This window comes from Ruminococcus sp. CAG:57 (genome assembly GCF_000435935.1).
Taxonomy (GTDB): Bacteria; Bacillota; Clostridia; order Oscillospirales; family Ruminococcaceae; genus Hominimerdicola; species Hominimerdicola aceti.
The window spans coordinates 41,049-62,460 of the sequence record NZ_FR890689.1 but is presented as its reverse complement, the minus strand read 5'-3'; the positions used below and the strand labels follow the sequence as shown (position 1 = coordinate 62,460).

Genomic DNA, 21,412 nt, shown 5'->3' with positions numbered 1-21,412 from the left:
ATTTCAGTGGCGTATGCACTGTAGTCGCTTTCGCCCGTATATTCGTCTGCTCTTTTTAGTGTACCGTTTAGGGTCGGGCTGTCAGAGTTGTCTGCGACTGTGCCGCCGTCCATAAGTCCTGTGTGGTGTCCTGCGATGCAATACTCCATAAGGGGTGCGAAACAATCGTTTTTATCTGCAAGTGTTTTATACTCTATCGCTCCGCAGGAAGCGTGGCTGAATTTTACTTTGTCATCATCAAGCCGTTTCTGAAAGTTAAGAGCATACTTACCTATATCGTGATACAGGCTCGCTTTTTTCGCAAGGGGTTTCAAAAGATCTACTGAAAAGTCCTCCGCCAATTTGCTTACGCCTATAAGGTGGGCTTTTACAGTTTGCCTTTCACCGTCCTCACGGGTGTGTGCGTAATATTTCATGGTCATTTCTCCTTTTTTGGATAGACAAATCTATCTATATTTTTATTATAGCATACAATTTAATACTTGTGGGGAAAATTTTTGTACACATAAACAAATATTTGTACAAATTGTTATATTTTTATTATAATACATTATAATATATAGGTCAACATAAAGCATTCGACATTTTGAAAATTCGACTTGATTATTATTTAAAAATGTGTTAAAATTAAACTATAAGTAAATTTGTATTTTTTTAAAATGTTATGAGAGGAATTTATATGAAGTACAGACTTTTATACAATAAGATCACAGTAGTGGCTCTTTCGGCGATGTTGTCGCTGAGTGCTGTATCATGCGGTAAGCTTGACACGAGCAAGCTTGACGGAAACGCTTTGACAGTGATCGAAACCGAGAGCAAAGCGGAAGTCAAAAAAACTGAGGACAGCTCCAGCAAAAAAGAGGTCGAGGTGAATGAAGAAGAAAAGGAACAGCCAAGCTACACCTGCTCGCTGGTTTGCGTGGGCGACAACCTTATACACGACAACATTTATAATGAGGCGCTAAAGCTTGGCGGTGGTGAAAAATATGATTTCACGCAGGCTTATGAACACGTTACAAAGTACATAGAAGGCACTGATGTGGCTATAATCAATCAGGAAACGCTTGTTACAGACAGCGTTGAACCACAAAGCTATCCTATGTTCGCATCGCCAACTGCTGTGGGCGACAAAATAGTTGACATGGGCTTCAATGTGGTTTCTATGTCAAACAATCATGTTCTCGACCAGGGTGAAGAGGGGCTTATAAGCTCTCTTGATTACTGGGACACAAAGGGCATTGTGCATTACGGTGCTTATCGTTCGCAGGAGGACGCTGACACTATCAAGACCATGGAAGTCAACGGCATAAAATTTGCTTTTCTGGGATACATGGAGCACACAAATGGTAATTATCTCAGCGGTGACGGCGCTCAGGTGATATATCTTGATGAAGAGGACAAGATAAAGGCTCAGATAGAAGAGGCTGACAAAATGGCGGACGTTGTTGTGGTTTCATGTCATTATGGCACAGAGATACAGAACGAGCTTAACAAACAGCAGACGGAGATAACGCCTAAGCTTGTGGAGTGGGGTGCTGACCTGATAATAGGCACGCAGGCGCACACTATCAGCACTTGCGGATATCTTGACAAGCCTGAGGGCGGACAGGCTTTCGTTTACTACGGTTTGGGCAACTTTATTTCGACTATGTATGACACAAAGTCGCTTGTGGGACTTATTGGCAAACTCAATGTTGTGAAGGACCCTGACACCAATGAGGTGACATTCGAGAACGTTAAGGCGATACCGATAATATCGCACTTTGAGGGTGATTCATATTATGGCGATTGGTACAACTGCACTGTTTATCCTTATGCGGAATACACTGACGAGCTGTTTGCCAAGAATTATGTTGAGGGCTTCACTCGTGAAAGCGTGAAGCAATGCTTGTCTTACATACCTGATGAGTTTCTTAGTATTGAGTAGTCGGGGCAATATGTAGGGGACGGCGCCCTCGACGTCCCGTTTGCAAAGTTGATAAAGAATATGATATTTCTGCGGACGACTTTTATGCCGTCCGCTTTTTTTGGTATTGTGTAAAGGTTTACATATATCTTAATAAATTTATATAATGTAAATATCAATTCATGAAATGTTTACACTAAAATATGCTCAATCCATTAAAATACTTGCACATATCACTTTTTTACTATTGCAATTTAGGCAAATATGCTATAAAATATACATAAAGGGGGAGGAACGGACTTCCCGATAAAATTTTCATTTTTTTATATTCTGAAAACTATTTTAAATTTACAGGAGGGTTTATTACATGAAATTTGCTGACGGTTTCTGGCTCAACCAGAGAGGCTACGAAGTAAACTATGCAAATCAGGCTTTCGAGATCGAAGAGGTCGAAAACGGATTCCTCGTTGTGGCAACACCTTTCGTTGTATACAACAGAGCTATGATGCTCGGAAGTGCAAACCTTGAGATCGCTTACACTTCAACTCAGGAGAACTGCGTAAAGGTAAGCATCACACACCACAAGGGTCATGTTGACAATGGTCCGCACTTTGTTCTCGAGGACAAGGGCTTCAAGCCACAGGTAACTGTTACAGACAAGGAAGCCGTACTTGTTACAGGCGACACAAAGCTCGTTGTTTCTAAGGAAAACTGGAGCTTCACATACTATTATAGGGATAAGAAACTCACAAGCGGTGGCTGGAGATCGACAGGCGTTATTTTCGAGAGTGCTTACAAGCAGCAGGCAAGACTTCAGACACAGCTCGACGACACATTCTGGAGCTACCCTGCCGATCCTACAAGAACATACATCAGAGAGCAGTTTGACACTTCTGTTGGCGAATATTTCTACGGCTTCGGCGAGAAATTCACAACATTCACTAAGAACGGTCAGAACGTTGAGATATGGAACGCTGACGGAGGTACTTGCTCAGATCAGTCTTACAAGTCTATCCCATTCTATCTTTCTTCAAAGGGCTACGGCGTATTTGTAAACAGCACTGACAAGGTTTCATATGAGGTTTGCTCTGATACTGTTTCCAAGGTATCAATGACAGTTCCAGGCGAGAGCCTTGAATACTATGTATTCGGCGGTGCTAACCTCACTGACGTACTCAAGGGCTACACTGACCTTACAGGCAAGCCTTCACTGCCGCCTGCATTCTCATTTGGTCTGTGGCTCACAACTTCATTTACAACAACATATGATGAGGAAACTATCACATCATTTATTGATGGCATGGCTGAGAGAGATATTCCTCTTCAGGTATTCCACTTTGACTGCTTCTGGATGAAGGGCTTTGAGTGGTGTAACTTTGAGTGGGACAAGTCACAGTTCCCTGACCCACCTGCAATGCTCAAGAGATTGCACGAAAACAAGGGTCTGAAAACTTGCGTATGGATCAACCCATATGTTGGTCAGCGTTCAAAGCTCTTTGACGAGGGTATGAAGAACGGCTACTTCATCAAGAAAACTGACGGTTCTGTATTCCAGTGCGATGAGTGGCAGCCTGGTATGGCTATTGTTGACTTCACTAATCCTGAGGCTTGCAAGTGGTATGCAGGATATCTGAGAAAGCTCTGCGAAATGGGTGTTGACACATTCAAGACAGACTTTGGTGAGAGAATACCTACAAGAGATGTTGTTTACTATGACGGCTCTGACCCTATCAAGATGCACAACTTCTACACATATCTTTATAATGAGTGCGTATTCAATGTACTGAAAGAATATTTTGGAGAGAACAAGGCTTGTCTGTTCGCACGTTCTGCTACAGCAGGCGGTCAGAAGTTCCCTGTTCACTGGGGCGGAGATTGCTCAGGCAACTACAACTCAATGGCTGAGGTTGTAAGAGGCTGTCTGTCACTTTGTATCTCAGGCTTCGGCTACACTTCACATGACATGGCAGGCTTTGAAGCTACTGCTACACCTGACATTTACAAGAGATGGGCTGCGTTCGGTATGTTCTCATCACATTCAAGACTACATGGTAACCAGTCATACAGAGTGCCATGGCTCTTCGATGAGGAATCCTGCGACGTTCTGCGCTTCTTCACAAAGCTCAAGGGCAAGCTCATGCCTTATCTGTGGGCTCAGGCTATCAAGACACACGAGGTCGGCGTACCTGTAATGAGAGCAATGGTCATCGACTTTGCTGACGACCCAACTTGCCTGACGCTTGACAGACAGTATATGTTCGGCGACAACATTCTTGTTGCTCCTATCCTTAATGACGAGGGTATCGCTGAATACTATGTTCCTGAGGGCAAGTGGACAGATATTATCACTGGCAAGGTTCTTGAGGGCGGCAAGTGGTACAAGCACAAATGCTCATACTTTGAGATCCCTGCTCTTGCTAAGCCAAACAGCATTATTGCATACGGCAACTTTGAAAGACAGATAGAGTATGATTATCTTGAGGGCACAACATTCACTATCTACGAGCTTGAAGACGGCAAGAGTGCAGTTTGCCCTATTTATGACACTGAAGCAAACAAGGTATTCGAGCTGACAGCTACAAGACACGGCAACAAGATCGAGTGCGAATACACTGACACAAAGGCAAGCTTCAAGATCGCTGTGGCTAACACAGACAAGACTGTTGAAATTGCTCCTAACTTCAGCGGCAAGGTAATCATTGAACTCTAATGACTAAATAAAATCATCGCTCCGAGAGATCGGGGCGATTTTTTTGCGTTCGCACATAAAATCGGGGCAAATGAGGGTAAAAATTCTGTATATTTGCTCTTGAAGAAAATATGAGATCGGGGTATAATATAGATAGTACGATTTGAGGAGTAATTTTATGAAATCAAGAATACGAAGTGCTATACCGAAAAAGATAATCGGCATAAATATCAGTTCGCAAAAGCGTGATATCATTGAAGATATTGCTAAAAGCGAAAATGCGGAGGCTGTTTTCTTTGACAATGAGATAATGGGACAGCAGGTGGGATATCTTTGCGGTTTCAAGGGCTTTGTCAGGTCTGAAAAAGAGGGCGAGGACATCACGGACGAGTGCCTTATTTTTTCGGGCATTGACGGCAGGAGCCTTGACCCTATACTGAAAATGCTTAGGGAAAAAGAAGCTACGGTGAAGTTAAAAGCCATTGTCACGGCACACAATCAAAGCTGGAACGTTGGCGAGCTTATAAAAGAGCTGAGGCGTGAACACCTTCACATGAATGGGGGCGACAGCGGTGAAAAGTAAATACAAGGCTATTATTTACATTATTCTGTCGGCTTTTTCGTTTGCATTCATGTTCGCATTTGTGCGGCTTTCGGGAGACTTACCGACGGTGCAAAAGACCTTTTTCAGAAATTTTGTGGCGTTGTTTTTCGCTATCGGAGTGCTAAAGAAAAATCACATACGCTTTCACATTGAGGGCAAAAAGAACAATGCGGTCATTTTTGTGAGGGCGCTTGCTGGCACGCTAGGAATGCTTGGAAACTTTTATGCCATAGATCATCTTGTGCTGTCTGACGCTTCCATGCTAAACAAAATGTCACCGTTTTTCGTTATCATTTTCTCTTTTATTTTCCTTAAAGAGCGGCTGACTTTCTTTCAGGGCTTCACTGTAATTTGTGCATTTATAGGAAGCTTGTTTATCATCAAGCCGAGTTTTCAGAATGTGGACTTCTTCCCTGCCCTTATTGGTTTTCTAGGAGGAATGGGAGCGGGACTTGCTTACGCTTGCGTAAGATACTTAGGACAGCATGGAGTAAATGGTGCGGTGATAGTTGCATACTTCTCGGGATTTTCCTGCTTGTTCACCCTGCCATTTCTAATATTAGATTTCCACCCTATGACGATTTTCCAAATACTTTGTTTATTGGGAGCTGGCGCAGGTGCGGCAGGCGGACAGTTCGCTATAACTGCGGCTTACACTCACGCTCCTGCAAGGGAGATATCGGTTTATGATTACTCGCAGTTGATTTTTACCACAATTTTGGGATATTTCCTTTTTGGAGATATTCCTGATGGCTGGAGCTTTCTTGGATATTTCATTATCATTGCAATGGCTGTGCTTGTTTTTCTTTACAACAACGTATGGCACAAGGACAGTGAGGTCAAGGGCTGAAAAAACATACAAAAAGAGCGTTTTTACCGAGAAAGTAAAAACGCTCTTTATTATTAATATTGTAGTTTAAGCTCCGCCTGCGATAAATCTCTTGAGATCCTGTGGGTTTACACACTTTTCAAGCGCAACGTCCATGGAGATCGTTCTCGAACGAACGAGCTTTGCAAGCTCCTGATCCATGGTCTGCATTCCTGTTGCTTTACCTGTCTGCATAGCTGAACCGATAAGATGCACCTTATCGTCACGGATCATAGCTTTGATAGAGTCTGTTGCATTAAGAATCTCACAGCAAGCTACACGGCTTGTGCCGTCGAATGTACGGCAAAGTGTCTGAGTACAGATACCAACGAGAACGGAAGCAAGCTGAGTTCTGATCTGATGCTGCTGGTGAGCAGGGAAAACGTCGATGATACGGTCGATAGTTGACGGTGCGGACGTTGTATGAAGTGTACTCATAACAAGATGTCCTGTTTCAGCGGCGGTAACAGCAGCTTCGATAGTCTCGAAGTCACGCATTTCTCCTACGAGGATAATGTCCGGGTCCTCACGGAGAGCAGCACGCAGAGCAAGTGAGAAGCTCGGTACATCAGGTCCGATCTCTCTCTGGTTTACCATACATCTCTTATGAGCGTGCATATACTCGATAGGGTCTTCGATAGTGATGATATGAGCTGATTTATGGATATTTACATGGTCGATCATTGCGGCAAGAGTTGTTGACTTACCGGAACCTGTAGGGCCTGTTACAAGCACAAGTCCACGAGGTCTCATTGAGAACTCTGCAAGGATAGGTGGCAGGTCAAGGTCGGTAAGGGTCGGGATATCGTTTCTCAAAAGACGGAGAGCGATGGCCGTGTTTCCTCTCTGACGATACACGTTTACACGGTGACGGAAACCTCTTGAAGATACATATGTAAAGTCGGTATCAATATGGTCTTTGATAGACTGACGCTGCTTATCTGTACACATATCCTCGCATATTTTGAGAATTTCGATCTCGGTCATATCAGGATATGAGGAAAGCTTTCTCAGGTTACCGCCCTGTCTAACTATCGGCGGAATACCTACGGTGAAGTGCAGGTCGGAACAGCCAAGGGCTCTTGCTTCATCAAGAATTTTGTTAATGTCGATTGCCATTAGAATTTACCTCCATATATTTCTTTTTTATACAGCATATGTTACACGGATAAGTTCGTCCATTGAGGTCTTGCCTTGCTGAACAAGCTCTGAAACGTTGTCACGAAGCAGGTGACAGCCCTCTTTCTTTGCAAGCTCCTGAATTTCGTCAGCTTTTGCTCCCCTTGTGATAAGAGCCTGCATAGACGGTGTTGCGAGAAGGATCTCATGGATAGCGGTTCTTCCCTTATATCCTGTGTTATTGCACTTTGGACAGCCACATGGGTCGTACACCTGTACTGAATGGTCAAGACCCATAAGCTCGTTTTCTTCCTCAGTTGACATTCTAGGCTTTTTGCACTCAGGGCAAAGCACCTTTGTAAGACGCTGAGCAACGATACCGATAAGTGAGGTTGCGACCATGTATGCCTCAACGCCCATATCCACAAGTCTTGTTACAGTAGAAGCGGCGTCATTGGTATGAAGTGTTGACAAAACAAGGTGTCCTGTAATAGCGGCACGGATAGCGATCTCAGCAGTTTCGGTATCACGCATTTCTCCGACCATTATGATGTCTGGGTCCTGACGGAGGATAGAACGAAGGGCTGCACCGAATGTCATGCCTGCCTTTTCGTTTATCTGGCACTGGTTTACGCCATCAATCTTTTTCTCGACTGGGTCTTCGACGGTAATAACATTGTTATTAGGCTTTGAGATCTCACCAAGCGCGGCATAAAGTGTGGTAGATTTACCTGAACCTGTAGGGCCTGTTACAAGGACAACTCCCTGCGGCACTTTCAGGCACGCCTCAAATCTCTTATAGTTATAATCTGTCATACCCAGGTCGGTTATTTTTCTAAGGGACATATCGCCTGTTGCGAGGATACGGAGAACGACTTTCTCACCGTACACCATTGGAAGGTTAGATACACGGAGGTCAAGAGTTGTGCCGTCAACGACCTGTGACATACGACCGTCCTGTGGGATACGCTTTTCGGCGATATTCATGCCGCTCAAGATCTTGAAACGGGTAACAAGCGAAGTATGAAGTGCGGCGGAAAGGGTCATAAGCTCAATAAGGTCGCCGTTTACACGGATACGGATAACGGTTTTATCCTTGAATGGCTCGATATGTATATCCGTTGCGTCCTGACGCTGGGCGTTCTCGACGATAGCGGTAGCAAGTTTAACAATAGGAGCGTTCTCGATTCTCTCCTCGGAGATATCCTTGAGTTCTTCAAGGTTAAGCTCTTCCTCTTTTTGCTTTGTAGCTTCGTCAACAACGGAGTTAACCTGACCTTCTGAGTACATCTTACCGATTGCACGGTTGATAGATGACTTTGTGGCAAGGACAGGTGTTATGCTGCAGCCTGTGATAACACGAAGATCCTCAAAGATATAGAAGTTGATAGGGTCATTAGTTGCAACGGTCATACGCTTGCCTATTTTGCTAACTGCGATGACGTTATACTTTCTTGCAGTTGCCTCCGGTATCTTCTTGACGATATCAGGCATAAGCTCAGTATTATCAAGGTCGATATAAGACACATTAAGTCGCTCGGCAAGGACCTGACAGAACTGAACATCGGTAACGAGCTTCATGTCAATAATGACATCACCAAAAAGTCTTCCCTTTTGCTCCTTCTGTTTGGCAAGAACTTCCTGAAGCTGTTCTTCAGTTATAAGACCTTTCTGTACCAGATACTGACCGATAGGGCCGTTTCTCATATATATTACTCCAATCCTCCGCATTGATTTAGGGATCCGACGCTGCGGAAACGTCTGCTGCGGTGCAAAAACCGCAAAAAAATCATATTATCTATTGTAATCTTCATGAAAGTATGATAAAATTAATATATTAACTAATGAATCCAAAGGAGGATCACTGTGGATAATTTAACCTTATCATACATAATCATTTATGTATTTGTGTTCATCTTCGGAGCGTGCATAGGCAGTTTTCTTAATGTCTGCATATACCGATTGCCGAAAAATGAAAGTCTTATCAAGCGAAATTCTCACTGTATGACCTGCGGTGAGCCAATCAAACGGCGTGACCTGATACCGATAGTAAGCTGGTGCATACTTCGTGGAAAGTGTCGAAGCTGCGGTGCAAAGATATCGGCAAGATACACTATAGTTGAAACGCTGAACGCACTGCTCTACTTATGGGTATTCTACCATTTTAATGGAATTTTCAATCCGCTTCGTGCAGCACTTGTCTGTCTGTTATTCTCTGCTCTTATCGTTGTATTCTTCATGGACTGGGACACTCAGCTTATCAACACATATGTTGTGATATTCATAGGTTTGCTTGGTGTTGCGGAATACATCTTCTGCAAAGATCAGACGGGACTTACGCTTAAGTCACACTTGATCGGATTTTTCATTGTGAGCGTGCCTTTGCTTATTATTTGTCTTATCACACATGAGAAAGCAATGGGCATGGGAGATGTATATCTCATGGCAGCAGCAGGGTTGTTTCTCGGAATGCAGGGTGCTTTGGTAGCGCTTCTTATCGGACTGATAACAGGCTCGATCGGTGGACTTATCCAGAAGCACCGCAGCGGTGATTCAGTATTTGCATTTGGTCCATATCTCTCCATAGGAATTGCTGTTGCAGCTTTGTACTCAGAGCAGATCGGTTCATGGTACATGGACTTTACTGGTCTTAACGAGATGATGAACGAAGCAATGCTGATAATAAGATAATTGCACAAATTCCGCAGTTTGATACTGCGGAATTTTTTTGCTCAAAAAATCCTCTTAATAGAAGTTTTCTGTTAAGGGGATTTTTTCAGCAATCAGACCCGTGGAGGGGTCTGATTGAGAAAAGAAATTACTGTACCTTAGATACTGTAATATCAGATGGGTTAAGTGAATACTTTGAAAGATCCTCAGTATACTTTGGATCGTTGTACTTCTTAAAATACAACGTAACTGTGACGGTTCCACCCGCTGGAATAAATACACAGTTTGATGGGTTATTCAAATCGTTGTTCGTTGTAAATCCACAAACCTTATCATTTGGAATTTTCAATCTCCAATCCGCCTGCATCTGATCAAATGCAAAACCAACATTAGCACTTAAAGACCAGATCTTTACAACATCAGAACCATTATTCTGTATTGTTATATCATAGTCTATCTCACCATCATTGATTTTTCTTGCGATACTGCTGATAACGTACAAATCATTTGTCGGTTTTGAAATGAAGGTTGCCTCAAAAACAGTATCTGATGTTATAACCTTAGTAGATATATCATCGCTTGTTCCTTCTACGACCCAACCGCCAAATATCTTATCAGCGTCTGACGAAACAGGGGTAGCTCCTGGATAATTTGCATACTGTCCATCAGAAACATAAATAGTTGAGGCATTTATTAAAGAACCATTTAATTTAAACTCAACCTTATGCTTGTTCTGTACAACTGGAACGAAAACAACTGAGCTATCTGTAATAGAAACATCAGTAAGACCCTTTGAGTTATCTGATTTGTATACCCACTTAACAAAATCCTGTTTTATAGTATCCATGTCAGTTGGAATTCCCGGGTCATTTGCAAAGTCGCCATCATAGACTTTTGTTGTTGTAAATGTAGAACCGTTGATATTCTCAAACGTTACATTAAATTGGGCTTTCGGTGCAACAGGCGGATAAACACAGGAGAATACCATATCCTTATTTATTGTTACGCCTGTTGTAAAATCAGCAACGTTATTCTTGCTGTCTACCCAATAAGGCGTGCCATAACCTGTTCTTGATGGCATAGAAGGTGGAGTTTTATAAACTGTACCCGCCTTGACAGACTTAGTATCTATCTGTTTACCACGAAGCGTTGAATCAGGGTCGCTTGCAGAGTAGATAAACTTTACACTGTATGTTTTTGAACTTGAAACTGTTGTCTTATCATAGAAAATATAAGTATATGTGTTTGAAGCGTCAAGGCTGTAATACTTTCCCTGCTGAGCTGTGCAACCTGCAGGAGCAGTAGTTGCCTGAGGATATGTGACATAATCAGGAGCTACAGAGAAATCTTTATAGTCACGAACTTTGTATGAATCTGAATCGCCTTCATTTATGTTAATATTTGTAAGATTTACTGCTGCGTCCTTTTTATACTTTGTTTTCGTAAAAGTATAGCTTCCGTTCTCATATGTTGGCTGATAGGCTGTAAGAGAAACGTCGAGAGTACGCATTTCCTCAATATTGCTGATACTTGCACCGATATCAAACTTATAATTGTCGTAAAAATCAACGCCTCTTGCAACAGCAGAATTATTAAAGTTTAAGCCCTCTGTATTTACATTACCTACATTGATGATACAGCCTTTTGCACCCATTCTCTTTGCGGCTGTATCCGTGTCGCTGCCTGAATAGTTTTTCAGACTATAGCCACGAAGATTATTATTGTCAATAACGATACAGTTTGAATAGGTCACACCGCTTGCACCGATAGTACCAGAGGTTGAAACATCAGGCACACCAATATAATCTTTAAGCACAAGAACATTGGTCGAATATCTAAGCTCATCATCAAGATAGTCTATAAGACCTGAACCTATGACATTGCTTTCCATTGTTGCATCAGCGTCATGATAAACATTATTTGCAGGTTTGATCATATTAAGGATAGCTCCGAGGATCACGCCGAAAATCGTTACCACAACGATAAGCTCAACAAGGGTAAAACCCTTGCGGTTTTTATTCATTTTCAAGATCCTCCCTCCTTATGGTGTTGATTGTGCATCGTCATATTCAGCCTGGTTTTTGTAATCAGAGCCACCCATATAATGGATAACTACATAACCTGTAGCTTTACCTGACGCATCTTTTTCAAGATAATGGTCAAAGGTCGCATCTGTGATCTTAAATGCAGCTGCATCGGCTGTTGGAGTGCTGCTGTAAAGATCAGATGACTGTGAGAAGCCGAAATAATCGCTTCCTGTTACGCCTGAAAGCACAACGCCAAACTGCTGATTTCCACCGTCACCGATAGGGATAAGAAGTGAATTTCCTGATGAGTTATTATTTACATCAAAGAACTTTCCGCCTGTAAGCTCAGGCGTAAGAGCATAGAAATTCATATCTGCCCCTGAATTGTTATAAAACTTTACCCAGTAAACGCTCTTTTCAGGATTAGGCGTAATGTTTATGTCCTTACCCTGAAGAAATTTGAGCTGATAGCCTGCGTCTTCATCAATATTATTAAGCTTTGCTTTAAAGCCATAGGCTGTAGTATTGAACTTTATACCGCTTCCAAAGTCTGCCTCAAGGGCAAACTCATTTGTAGTTTTGCCACTTGAAGAGAACTTGTTTACCTTCAACTCGTTCATATTGACGGTCTTGTTATCATTATACTGCTCGGCATTTACTGCCTGAGTATACATTTCATTGTTGCGGTAGTAGTTTTCAAGATTCTGTTTTTTTGCCGCTACAGCAACTGTAACAAGCATAGCTGACATACCTGACAAAAGTGCCATTGCTATGATGACCTCTACAAGAGTCATACCCTTTTTATTTTTGCTGTTCTTTTTCATGAGTATACTCCTTTCAATTAATAGTGATCATATCTGTCAAGTTCGTATCCGTAAGCATAATCATCCTTGTCGCCCTTCGCATTCTGCATTACAGAAGTAGTTGAAGGCTTGGTGTATACATAGAACGCTGTATTGGCGTTACCAAAGCTGTTTGCGATAACTACACCGACTGCACAGCACTGAACGGTCATTTTTCCGCCTGCTGAGTCTGTTACCACAAGTCCGCCAAGACCGCTTGTTGCGATATTAACGATAGCCTGTGGTGAATAGAATGAGCCCTGGAAGAAGCTTTGATCTGTAGCGTTAAGTGTTGTGTTCTCACCAAACAGGAAGATGATGCTGCTGTTTTTCGGTCTGTAAGAGCCTGCAACATCTACAGATGTAGGGTTGAGAACAAAGCCGCTCTGTGGTAAGCCAGGGTTACCCTTTGTATTATTGAGAACAGAAGAATCAAACATACGAACGTAAGTATCATAATCAAATACCTTAAGTCCCTTAAAGCTATAGTTACAAGCACTAGAGCCTGAATGCTGTGACTTGCCTGTTACTGAGTCGATACCATTAAGTGTAATAGCACTGCCTGAGTCTGAAACAAAATAGCAGTTGTATTTTCTGTCACCTGTAGTCGTATCAATTATAGTTGAACGATTTCTAACAACTATTACAGGTGACCATTCTGCTCCAAGATTAAGACCATTCTGAAGTCTTATAACGATATCACCCGAAGAATCAGAAACATCAACGAGGATCCTTGAACCATTGCCATAATCATTGAACGAAAGATCAGATGCCCATGTACAGCTTGATGTTATTCTCAATTTGTAGCGGCTTGTAACTGGAGTCTTAGCTCCTGTTCCTGTAAGGTCTATTGGCTCAGTAAGCGTGTAGTCAACATTATTCCAATAGCTTGGATCGCTTGCAAAGGTATTGAAAGTTTTAGTGTTTGAGCCATCATAGAAAGCCTGATATTGATCAGAGATCGTTGTCACATTAGTATCACTGCTCATGAAGAAATCTTCCGGATAATAAACATAAGCATCAGCAGATACAGGTATCTGTGGCTTTGCGTCACGACCTGCTTTGCTAAGAACAGCTCCTTCATGAATATTTGAAGCCTGGCAGACAATCTTATCTTTACCCGTGATAGTGCCGGTAACATAAACAGAGCCTGTTACCTTAAGTGACTTTGTGACATTAAGATCACCCTCGACATAGAGAGAGCCATTGATCGTCTGACCAGCTGCACCAAATGTTGCATCGCCATTATAAGCACCTGCGCCCTTATAAACGTAGAAGTTACCATACTGTGTATAGTCATTTCCGCCAATGTTAGCTTCACAACAGAACAAATCGACATCAAAACCTGAAGAACCAACGTCCATATGGTTTGAAGTAGAGAGCTTCTGACCGATATTAACATAGTTATATCCGTCTGCTCTTGCCATTGTGGAGTTAATGTGGAATTCATTTGAAACATCAAGGTTTTCAGAAATTGTAACAGTTGAACCCTGCTTTTCATCTACAAGACTAGGCTTGAGCATGATAAGAGGCTGAGTTGAAACCTCCAAAGAACCATACATAAGATAAGAACCATAGATACTGGTATTGTTTGTAAATCTATAAATCTTACCAGTGGTATTATTGATACCAGCCATATCACCGATAACGTTAAGGTTATCGTAACCTGCGCCGCCGTTACCAACAAGCTCGATAGTATTTGTATACTCGGCAGGCTTTGTAACTGACTGCGTGGAAATATGAGCTGCTACCTTTTCAGTTTTTCCCAGATAAGTAGTTTCACAGGTAACAACGATATTTGCAACACTTGTACCCTCCTGTGCTACAGTTATCTTTGTGGTACCGATATTATCGCTTTTACCATTTGATCCATTATAGCTGACATTAGTAGTTGTACCCTTTCCGCTATTAGCACTTGCTAGCTTTTTAAGGTTATCTATGGCCTTTTTCTGCTGAGCCTTTGCAGTAGGGTCATTGGTTGGAGCAGTATCAGTTTGTATCTGATTAATAAAGCTTTCAAGAGTAGATGAAGCTGTCAGATAAGCCTGTTTGCTCTTATAGTTATCATTTGTTTTTGTCCTATTTACCGAAACAAAAGAAACAGTTGCAGTCAAAAGTATTGACAGCATGAGCATGACAGCAACCGCTGTGAAAAGCACGACTCCGGGTTTGTTTCTTTGTTTCCTCTTCGGAGTATTCTTCATATTAACCACCTTTCTTAGTTTTATTATCACTTATGCTATACTTTTTTCATTTTACACAGGTTGATTACTTATATAAAATTTTTAATCATTATATAGCACTAATTGGTAGGATAAGAAATATTCCTTATCCTACCAAATAGTTTTCTCTTAGCTGGCAGAAGGATCAGCAAGCTTCTTCAAAACGTACATATTGAGTGTCATTGTACCGGAGATCTCGCTTTCGTTGACATTCTCAATGTTAACATTCTGGATAACCATGCTCTTTTCGTTGTTTGTCGTCAGGTTGTCAGCAAAATTCTTGAAACCTGAAAGCGAGCTTTTGAACTGAATGTTAAGGCTATAGTAACCTATTGTCTGTGCAGCTGTTTCATTGGTATCAGCGGCATTTTCATCTGTGTTTGCATCTGCAGCTGATGAATCAGTTGTGCTTGCATTATTGTATTCATCTACCTTAGTGTCAAAATCAGTAGCTGCTGCTGTTGACTCATAAGCAAAAGGCGAAAGAACTGTGCTGCCGTATGATGAAATAGTCATATTGGAGTTTTTGATCTTTACATCATCAACATTAAAAAGCTCACGAACCTTATCAGTAGCCTTGTATGCTACCTGATAATCATAGAAGTTAGCTGCGACCTGTGAGGTGCTTGTATAAAGTGTCTGAATCTCAGCGGCAAGGTTCTTATCCTTGTCTACCTGATCTTCAAGCTCGCTGAGCTGTACCTTTGCTGACTCCAGATCACTGCTTGCCTGACTACACTCATCAATGGCAGGCTTAATAAAAAGCATAAAACCTGCAACAATTATAAGTAGTACGAATACTACTATCAAAATCATTTTATCACGATAATTCAACTTCATAATTATTCACCCTCGCCCTCTTCTTTAAGATAAAGTGTCAGCGAATCAAGCGTTACGCCTGAGCTGCCGTCTTCACCGATCGAATATCCGTTGTATCCTACATCTTCCTGGAAGAGTCCTGTACCTACAAGGGCATCGATTGCTGTTTTTACATCTGACTGATCATCAAGCTCAACCTTAGTAAGTGTTACTGTACCAGCTTCAAGGTTATATGTAAAGCCTTCATACTTGAAAGAACCAAGAGCTTCCTTGATATCGTCAAACATCTCACTTGACACGACCGGAAGTGTTTCAAGAGCTGCATTTGCTGATGTAACATAGTTTGAATAATCCTGCATGATCTTCATCTTATTGTGAAGTATCTGGTTCTGGGCGATCTTCTCATTGCAAACAGCTATCTTATCATTAGTCTTGTCTATATCTTTCTCGATAGAACTCTTCCTGAGATTAATAACAAGTGTTGCACCTGCGATAAGCACTGCGGCTGCTGCAGCGAAGATACCGCCTGTCATGAGCAGCGAACCCATTCCGCTGTTGCCGCCCTTACCTGTGGACTGATCGACTTCGAGGAGATTGATCTTCTCTGTTGCCTTGTTTCTCTTATAGAGAGCACCGATAGCATTAGCGAATACTGTAAACTCGAAGTTCTCAAAACCTGTGATCTGAGCAGGCACACCGAGAACAGAAGCCTTTATATCAAGACCGTCAAGAGCGTCAACGAGTTTGATGTAGTCCTCGATAAAGCCATAGAGAATAACATTTTCAAGTCCTGAACCTCCTCTTGCCTTATTGAACTGCTCCATTCTGAAGATGTTCTCATTAAGAGCTTCAGTGATATAATCGTCAGAATCATAATCTTCTTCTGAGATAGGAACGTATCTGGCGAATGCCATCTGTCCATTCTCAAAAAGTGTAAGACCAAGGAAGTTCTTATCGATCTGGCAAACCAACAGTGGCATTTTCTCCATGTTGGACTTGTCAGCAAGAACGATTCTTGCGATAGAGTTACATCCGATGTTAACAGATCTGAGGTTCATGCCCATAATGTTATAAAGCTTTCTGTAGCTTTCAACTATCGTACTAGGGCAAGCTGTTGCAAGTACCTTCACTGCACCAGGATTATCCTCACCTGCTTCACCTACTACTGTATATGAGATAGAATACTCATCTGTGATACCCATTTCCTGGCTCATATGGTTCTGTACCATAAGCAGGAACTCATTACCCTTTGCCTTTGGAACTACAAGCTCCTTGAATACGATGTTGCTCGATGAAAAAGTAACGATAGCGTCCTTATCCATCATGTCCTCAGCCTTGATCTGAGTGAGCAGTAACTCAGACAGACCTGAAAGGTTGATGACCTCACCATTAAGGATCATATCCTCAGGAATGTCTACCTGCAAAGATCTCTCGATCCTTATCTTGTTAGAGGAGTTATCACCTTTAACAATGTTGATTTGTCTATCAGAAATATCAAATGATAGCATTTATTCCTTCACCTCTTAAATTATTTTTCAAAACAAATATCTTCCCTCTCCGTTTTAAAGGAGAGGAGATATTTAAAATTAACGAACATAAAATGCAGACCCTTAGTTTTCCAGACCTGACAATGAACCGTAGAGCAGTGGGAAGATACCCGCAAGGCAAAGACCGATCGCAACACCCATGAATACGATGAGCAATGGTTCCATAAGTCCTACAAGTCTTGTAACGGCTGCGTCTGCTTCTTCCTCATAGTAGTCAGCAGTTTTCTCAAGGATCTCATCGAGAGCACCTGATTCCTCACCGACATAGATGATGGAAGTAAACATTCCTTCAAATATCTCTGTTTTTGCAAGTGACGCTGAAAGCGGTGCGCCCTGCTTAACTTCATCAACTACCTGAATGAACATCTTATCGACATAAGCATTTCCAAGTATTCTTGACGAACGTTCAAGACACTCTACCATTGGGATACCGCTTGAATAAAGTGATGAAAGAGTTCTTGCGAAACGACCCTCGTAGATCTTTACCATAAGCTTTCCGGCGGCAGGCATCTTTATCTTTATGTAGTCAAATTTAAGTCTGACTGACGGTACTTTCAAGGCGTATATCCAACCGAATATCAAAGCAACGACCACGATAAGAATGATATACCATTTTGCCTTGAAAAAGTCACTGAATGAGAAGAGAGCCTTAGAAAGTGCAGGCATCTGATCCTCTGGCATAAGACCTGCAAATATAGGCATGATGAACGTAAACATACCGATTACCATGACGATACAAAGAACGCCAAGTATGATAGGATAAGTCATCGCACTCTTTACCTTATTGTTCAACTTGTTTGAGTTTGCATAGTAATCGCTCAGACGCTGCATTGTCATATCGAGCGTACCTGAGGTCTCACCTGCGTCTACCATTGAGATGAAAAAGTCCGGAAAGCTTCCTCTTCTTGTATCGAGGGCCTCGGTAAAGCTCTGACCTTTCTGAACATCGTCATAAACGCTTCTCCAAACATCCTTTGCACCCTTATTCTCCTCTTCCTTATAGAGAATGTCGAGCGCTTTAACAATGGTAAGACCCGATGTCATCATTGCCGCAAGCTGACGGCAGCAGAAAGCAAGTTCCTTAGTATTGAACTTGTGCACAGATTGTTTGCCTGCACCGCCCAATGCTTCTGTATAACTTATACAGAAAAGACCTTGTTCGTGGATCTTGTCCAGTACTTCCTGTGCATCCTCAGCCTCATAGATACCCTTTATGGTTTTTCCCGAGGTATCCTTAGCAACATAGGAAAATTTCTTCATAATATGTAGATACACCTCCACTTATTTATACATTTTGTGCATTCATAACAAAAAACTTTAAAAATACACAAAACGCATTTTTATAATTATAACATTATTTTCATCTTTTCGCAAGTGATTGAGTGCTTTTTAAGCGTTAATTTATTTACAAAATAATCTTCACAAATTTATCGAATTTGTACAAATAGAATAATTAAACTAACATTTTAAATAGTATTTAACATTTAAAGCGAGTTCATACAGATTTCTGATAGTAAATACTCTTATTTATGTTCAAATAATACAATTTATACTTTATTATCTGTCTTGCCCGCACTAAAAGATTTCATACTTTTGAGAATGACAGGATGCTTATGAACATACACTTTATAGGCTATCAGATAGAAACAATAGGCCGCTGCAAGAAGAAGTCCTATGCCGAGGATCACGCTTACAAGGTAGTTCATGCCCACGCCTTCATTCAGCCATATACACGGATAATAAAGCACCTTATAGAAGATATCTCCCTTGCCCTCCTGACTGAATGAATCCCTGAATATTGCAGGAATAAAATACACTAGAAGCATAAGAAGATACACTATTGTAATATTGACCCAGCTCCAATTTTCATATGCGGCATGGCGTTTTCCGTCGTCATAAAAAAGTCTTAAGAAAAATATAAGCATGACCGCAAAGCCTATAAATGAGTCTACATTACTATTTGTCATAAAGCTTTTGAAAGCAGATGTGCTTGACGGAAATACCGTAACCAGAGCCGGTATCAGCACAATGCCTGCAAAGGCTGAAAACAGCGTAAGAACGATCATTATCCCAATTCTCGACAGAATGTACTTTAAAAATTTTATTGCCTCCATAACTACCTCCGTTTTATTCTTTTACTTTATAAAGCCTTTATGCTTTACATCTCATATTACACGATAAAGTTTTCAAACTTTACATCTTTCAATTATCTGACATAGTTTTATCAAAGAGTTTATCCACAAGCTCTCTTAGATATATATTTTCTGTACGCTCAAGTTTAGGGTCTGCGTTTCTGATAAGCTGTGCGGCTTCCTGCGCTTTTCTTAGTATATCCATATCCTGTGACATATCCGCTATCTTCAATGCAGGAAGGCCATGCTGTCTGCTTCCGAAAAAGTCACCTGGACCTCTGAGTTTAAGATCTTCCTCTGATATCTTAAAGCCGTCGTTAGTCTTGCCCAAAATTTTAAGCCTTTTCACGCTTTCCTCATTCACGTTGTCTGTAATGAGGATACAACTTGATTTATATTTACCTCTTCCCACACGACCACGAAGCTGGTGAAGCTGGGAAAGACCAAATCTGTCAGCATTTTCTATTACCATTATTGCCGCATTAGGCACGTCAACTCCTACCTCCACAACTGTTGTGGAAACGAGCAGGTCTATTTTATGCTCCTTGAAGTCGTTCATGACCTGTTCTTTCTGAGCACCGCTCATTCTGCCGTGAAGAAGTCCCACAGTGTAATCTTTAAACGTGCCCTGAGAAAGCTTTTTAGCATAGGTCTTAACGTCCTGCAAGTCCATATCACTTTCATCTATCATTGGACAGACTATATAACCCTGTCTGCCCTCGTCAAGATATTTTTTCACATAGTTAAAAGCACGCTCGCGAAGCTTTCCTGTAACGGCATATGTTTCAACGGGCTGTCTGCCCTTAGGAAGCTCTTTCAGTACAGAAATATCAAGGTCGCCGTATATCATAAGGGCAAGAGTTCTAGGGATAGGCGTGGCTGACATAACAAGCTTATGGGGATTTTCACCCTTTGAAGCAAGTGCCGCACGCTGTTCAACGCCAAAGCGGTGCTGTTCGTCGGTTATGACAAGGGCAAGCTTTTTGAACTTCGTTGTCTGCTGAACAAGAGCGTGTGTTCCCACTGCAACGGCGTATTCACCGTTTTCAAGCCCCTCTTTCACAAGCTTTTTCTGTTTTGCGGTCATAGAGCCTGTGAGCAGTGCCACCTTTACGCCAAGCGGTTCAAGAAAGCCTTTCAAAGTTTCATAATGCTGTTCTGCAAGTATCTCAGTAGGCGCCATTAGTGCGCTCTGACAGCCATTTTTATACACAAAATATGCCGCTCCTGCCGCAACTGCGGTCTTACCCGAGCCAACGTCGCCCTGAACGAGTCTGTTCATAGGCTGTTCTTTCTGCATATCTCTGATACAATCCTCTATGGCGGTTTGCTGGCTGTTTGTAAGGATAAAAGGCAGAGCGTTATAAAAGCTGTCCATATCCTGCGTTTTCAGCACAAAGCCGCTTTTTTCACGGCTTCGGCATTTCATAAGCTGCATACCAAGCTGCAAAACAAGAAGCTCGTCAAAGACAAGGCGATTTTTCGCAAGCTCGCAGATGTGCATATCTTTTGGAAAATGTATATTCTCCAAAGCATATTCAAGAGAACAGAAATTATACCTTTGCATTATGCTTTTTGGCAGCGGCTCATAGATATTCTTATTAAAAACATTCAGTGCGAGCCTTACTGTTTTTCTGAGCATTTGCTGACTAAGACCCTCTGTAAGGTGATAGACAGGCTGGACTTTATCTTCCGTATCGGCAGAAAGTATCACAGGAGAATTTATCTCTTTTCGCACAAGGTTTCCTGTTATCCTGCCGCAGAGGTAATACTCTTTATCCACTTCAAGCTGTTTATACATATACTCGCTGTTATAGATAACTATTACAAGGTCGGTGACGTCATCGGTAAAAATGACTTTGTACACTGACAGACCTTTTCTGATATGGGCTTCAGGGAGCTTTTTAACTACCCTGCCCTTTACTATGCAAGGCTCGTTAGTTGGTGCGTCGGCTATGGGCACTGGG

Annotated in this window: 16 protein-coding genes; 5 read left to right on the top strand and 11 right to left on the bottom strand. The window is 41.8% G+C overall.

What is annotated here, in order from left to right; genetic code table 11:
* On the bottom strand, window positions 1–416 hold a 416-nt coding region (locus QVO88_RS01720), incomplete at its 3' end, for a CRISPR-associated endonuclease Cas3'' (RefSeq protein WP_288177697.1).
* A gap of 263 nt (window positions 417–679) precedes the next feature.
* Here QVO88_RS01720 and QVO88_RS01715 point away from each other — a divergent pair.
* The 4 genes from QVO88_RS01715 to QVO88_RS01700 all read left to right on the top strand — a co-directional run bounded on the left by QVO88_RS01715 (window position 680) and on the right by QVO88_RS01700 (window position 6,049).
* A complete protein-coding gene (locus tag QVO88_RS01715; protein WP_022286808.1) occupies window positions 680–1,927 on the top strand; it encodes a CapA family protein in 1,248 nt (415 codons plus the stop codon).
* Window positions 1,928–2,273: 346 nt separating this feature from the next.
* Window positions 2,274–4,616 (top strand): alpha-xylosidase, encoded by a 2,343-nt coding sequence (gene yicI / locus QVO88_RS01710; RefSeq protein ID WP_022286807.1) that lies wholly within the window; start codon window positions 2,274–2,276, stop codon window positions 4,614–4,616.
* A gap of 157 nt (window positions 4,617–4,773) precedes the next feature.
* Entirely contained in the window at window positions 4,774–5,178 is a 405-nt protein-coding gene (locus QVO88_RS01705; protein ID WP_022286806.1) for a DUF3783 domain-containing protein, read from the top strand.
* Window positions 5,153–6,049: a DMT family transporter gene (locus QVO88_RS01700; RefSeq protein ID WP_368369703.1), complete on the top strand. Its 897-nt coding sequence runs from the start codon at window positions 5,153–5,155 to the stop codon at window positions 6,047–6,049. Before QVO88_RS01705 ends, QVO88_RS01700 begins: the two co-directional genes overlap by 26 nt.
* A gap of 66 nt (window positions 6,050–6,115) precedes the next feature.
* Here the strand turns inward: QVO88_RS01700 and QVO88_RS01695 are convergent, their stop codons facing one another.
* The gene (locus QVO88_RS01695; protein WP_022286804.1) at window positions 6,116–7,186 is read right to left on the bottom strand and encodes a type IV pilus twitching motility protein PilT; all 1,071 of its coding nucleotides are present in this window, start codon (window positions 7,184–7,186) and stop codon (window positions 6,116–6,118) included.
* A 27-nt stretch (window positions 7,187–7,213) separates the two neighbouring features.
* The gene (locus QVO88_RS01690; protein ID WP_022286803.1) at window positions 7,214–8,893 is read right to left on the bottom strand and encodes a GspE/PulE family protein; all 1,680 of its coding nucleotides are present in this window, start codon (window positions 8,891–8,893) and stop codon (window positions 7,214–7,216) included.
* A gap of 159 nt (window positions 8,894–9,052) precedes the next feature.
* On the opposite strand from QVO88_RS01690, the gene QVO88_RS01685 reads away from it, so the two are divergent.
* Window positions 9,053–9,877 (top strand): A24 family peptidase, encoded by an 825-nt coding sequence (locus QVO88_RS01685; RefSeq protein ID WP_022286802.1) that lies wholly within the window; start codon window positions 9,053–9,055, stop codon window positions 9,875–9,877.
* 127 nt (window positions 9,878–10,004) lie between these two features.
* Here the strand turns inward: QVO88_RS01685 and QVO88_RS01680 are convergent, their stop codons facing one another.
* From QVO88_RS01680 to recG, 8 genes are all read right to left on the bottom strand, one after another.
* Complete coding sequence (locus QVO88_RS01680; RefSeq protein WP_022286801.1) at window positions 10,005–11,879, bottom strand: type II secretion system protein; 1,875 nt, start codon at window positions 11,877–11,879, stop codon at window positions 10,005–10,007.
* Between the two features lie 18 nt (window positions 11,880–11,897).
* On the bottom strand, window positions 11,898–12,707 hold the full coding sequence (locus QVO88_RS01675; RefSeq protein WP_022286800.1) for a type II secretion system protein: 810 nt from the start codon (window positions 12,705–12,707) through the stop codon (window positions 11,898–11,900).
* Window positions 12,708–12,724: 17 nt separating this feature from the next.
* A complete protein-coding gene (locus QVO88_RS01670; protein WP_022286799.1) occupies window positions 12,725–14,929 on the bottom strand; it encodes a hypothetical protein in 2,205 nt (734 codons plus the stop codon).
* Window positions 14,930–15,076: 147 nt separating this feature from the next.
* Window positions 15,077–15,787, bottom strand: a complete 711-nt coding sequence (gspM, locus tag QVO88_RS01665; RefSeq protein ID WP_022286798.1) for a type II secretion system protein GspM — start codon at window positions 15,785–15,787, stop codon at window positions 15,077–15,079.
* Window positions 15,788–15,789: 2 nt separating this feature from the next.
* The gene (gene pilM, locus QVO88_RS01660) at window positions 15,790–17,274 is read right to left on the bottom strand and encodes a pilus assembly protein PilM (RefSeq protein WP_022286797.1); all 1,485 of its coding nucleotides are present in this window, start codon (window positions 17,272–17,274) and stop codon (window positions 15,790–15,792) included.
* A gap of 102 nt (window positions 17,275–17,376) precedes the next feature.
* Window positions 17,377–18,573 carry a type II secretion system F family protein gene (locus QVO88_RS01655; RefSeq protein WP_022286796.1) on the bottom strand — a complete coding sequence of 399 codons (1,197 nt, stop codon included), beginning with the start codon at window positions 18,571–18,573 and terminating at the stop codon, window positions 17,377–17,379.
* A gap of 287 nt (window positions 18,574–18,860) precedes the next feature.
* Window positions 18,861–19,427, bottom strand: a complete 567-nt coding sequence (locus QVO88_RS01650) for a hypothetical protein (RefSeq protein ID WP_022286795.1) — start codon at window positions 19,425–19,427, stop codon at window positions 18,861–18,863.
* Between the two features lie 88 nt (window positions 19,428–19,515).
* Window positions 19,516–21,412, bottom strand: a 1,897-nt coding sequence (recG, locus tag QVO88_RS01645; RefSeq protein WP_288177692.1) for an ATP-dependent DNA helicase RecG, incomplete at its 5' end; no start/stop codon positions are given.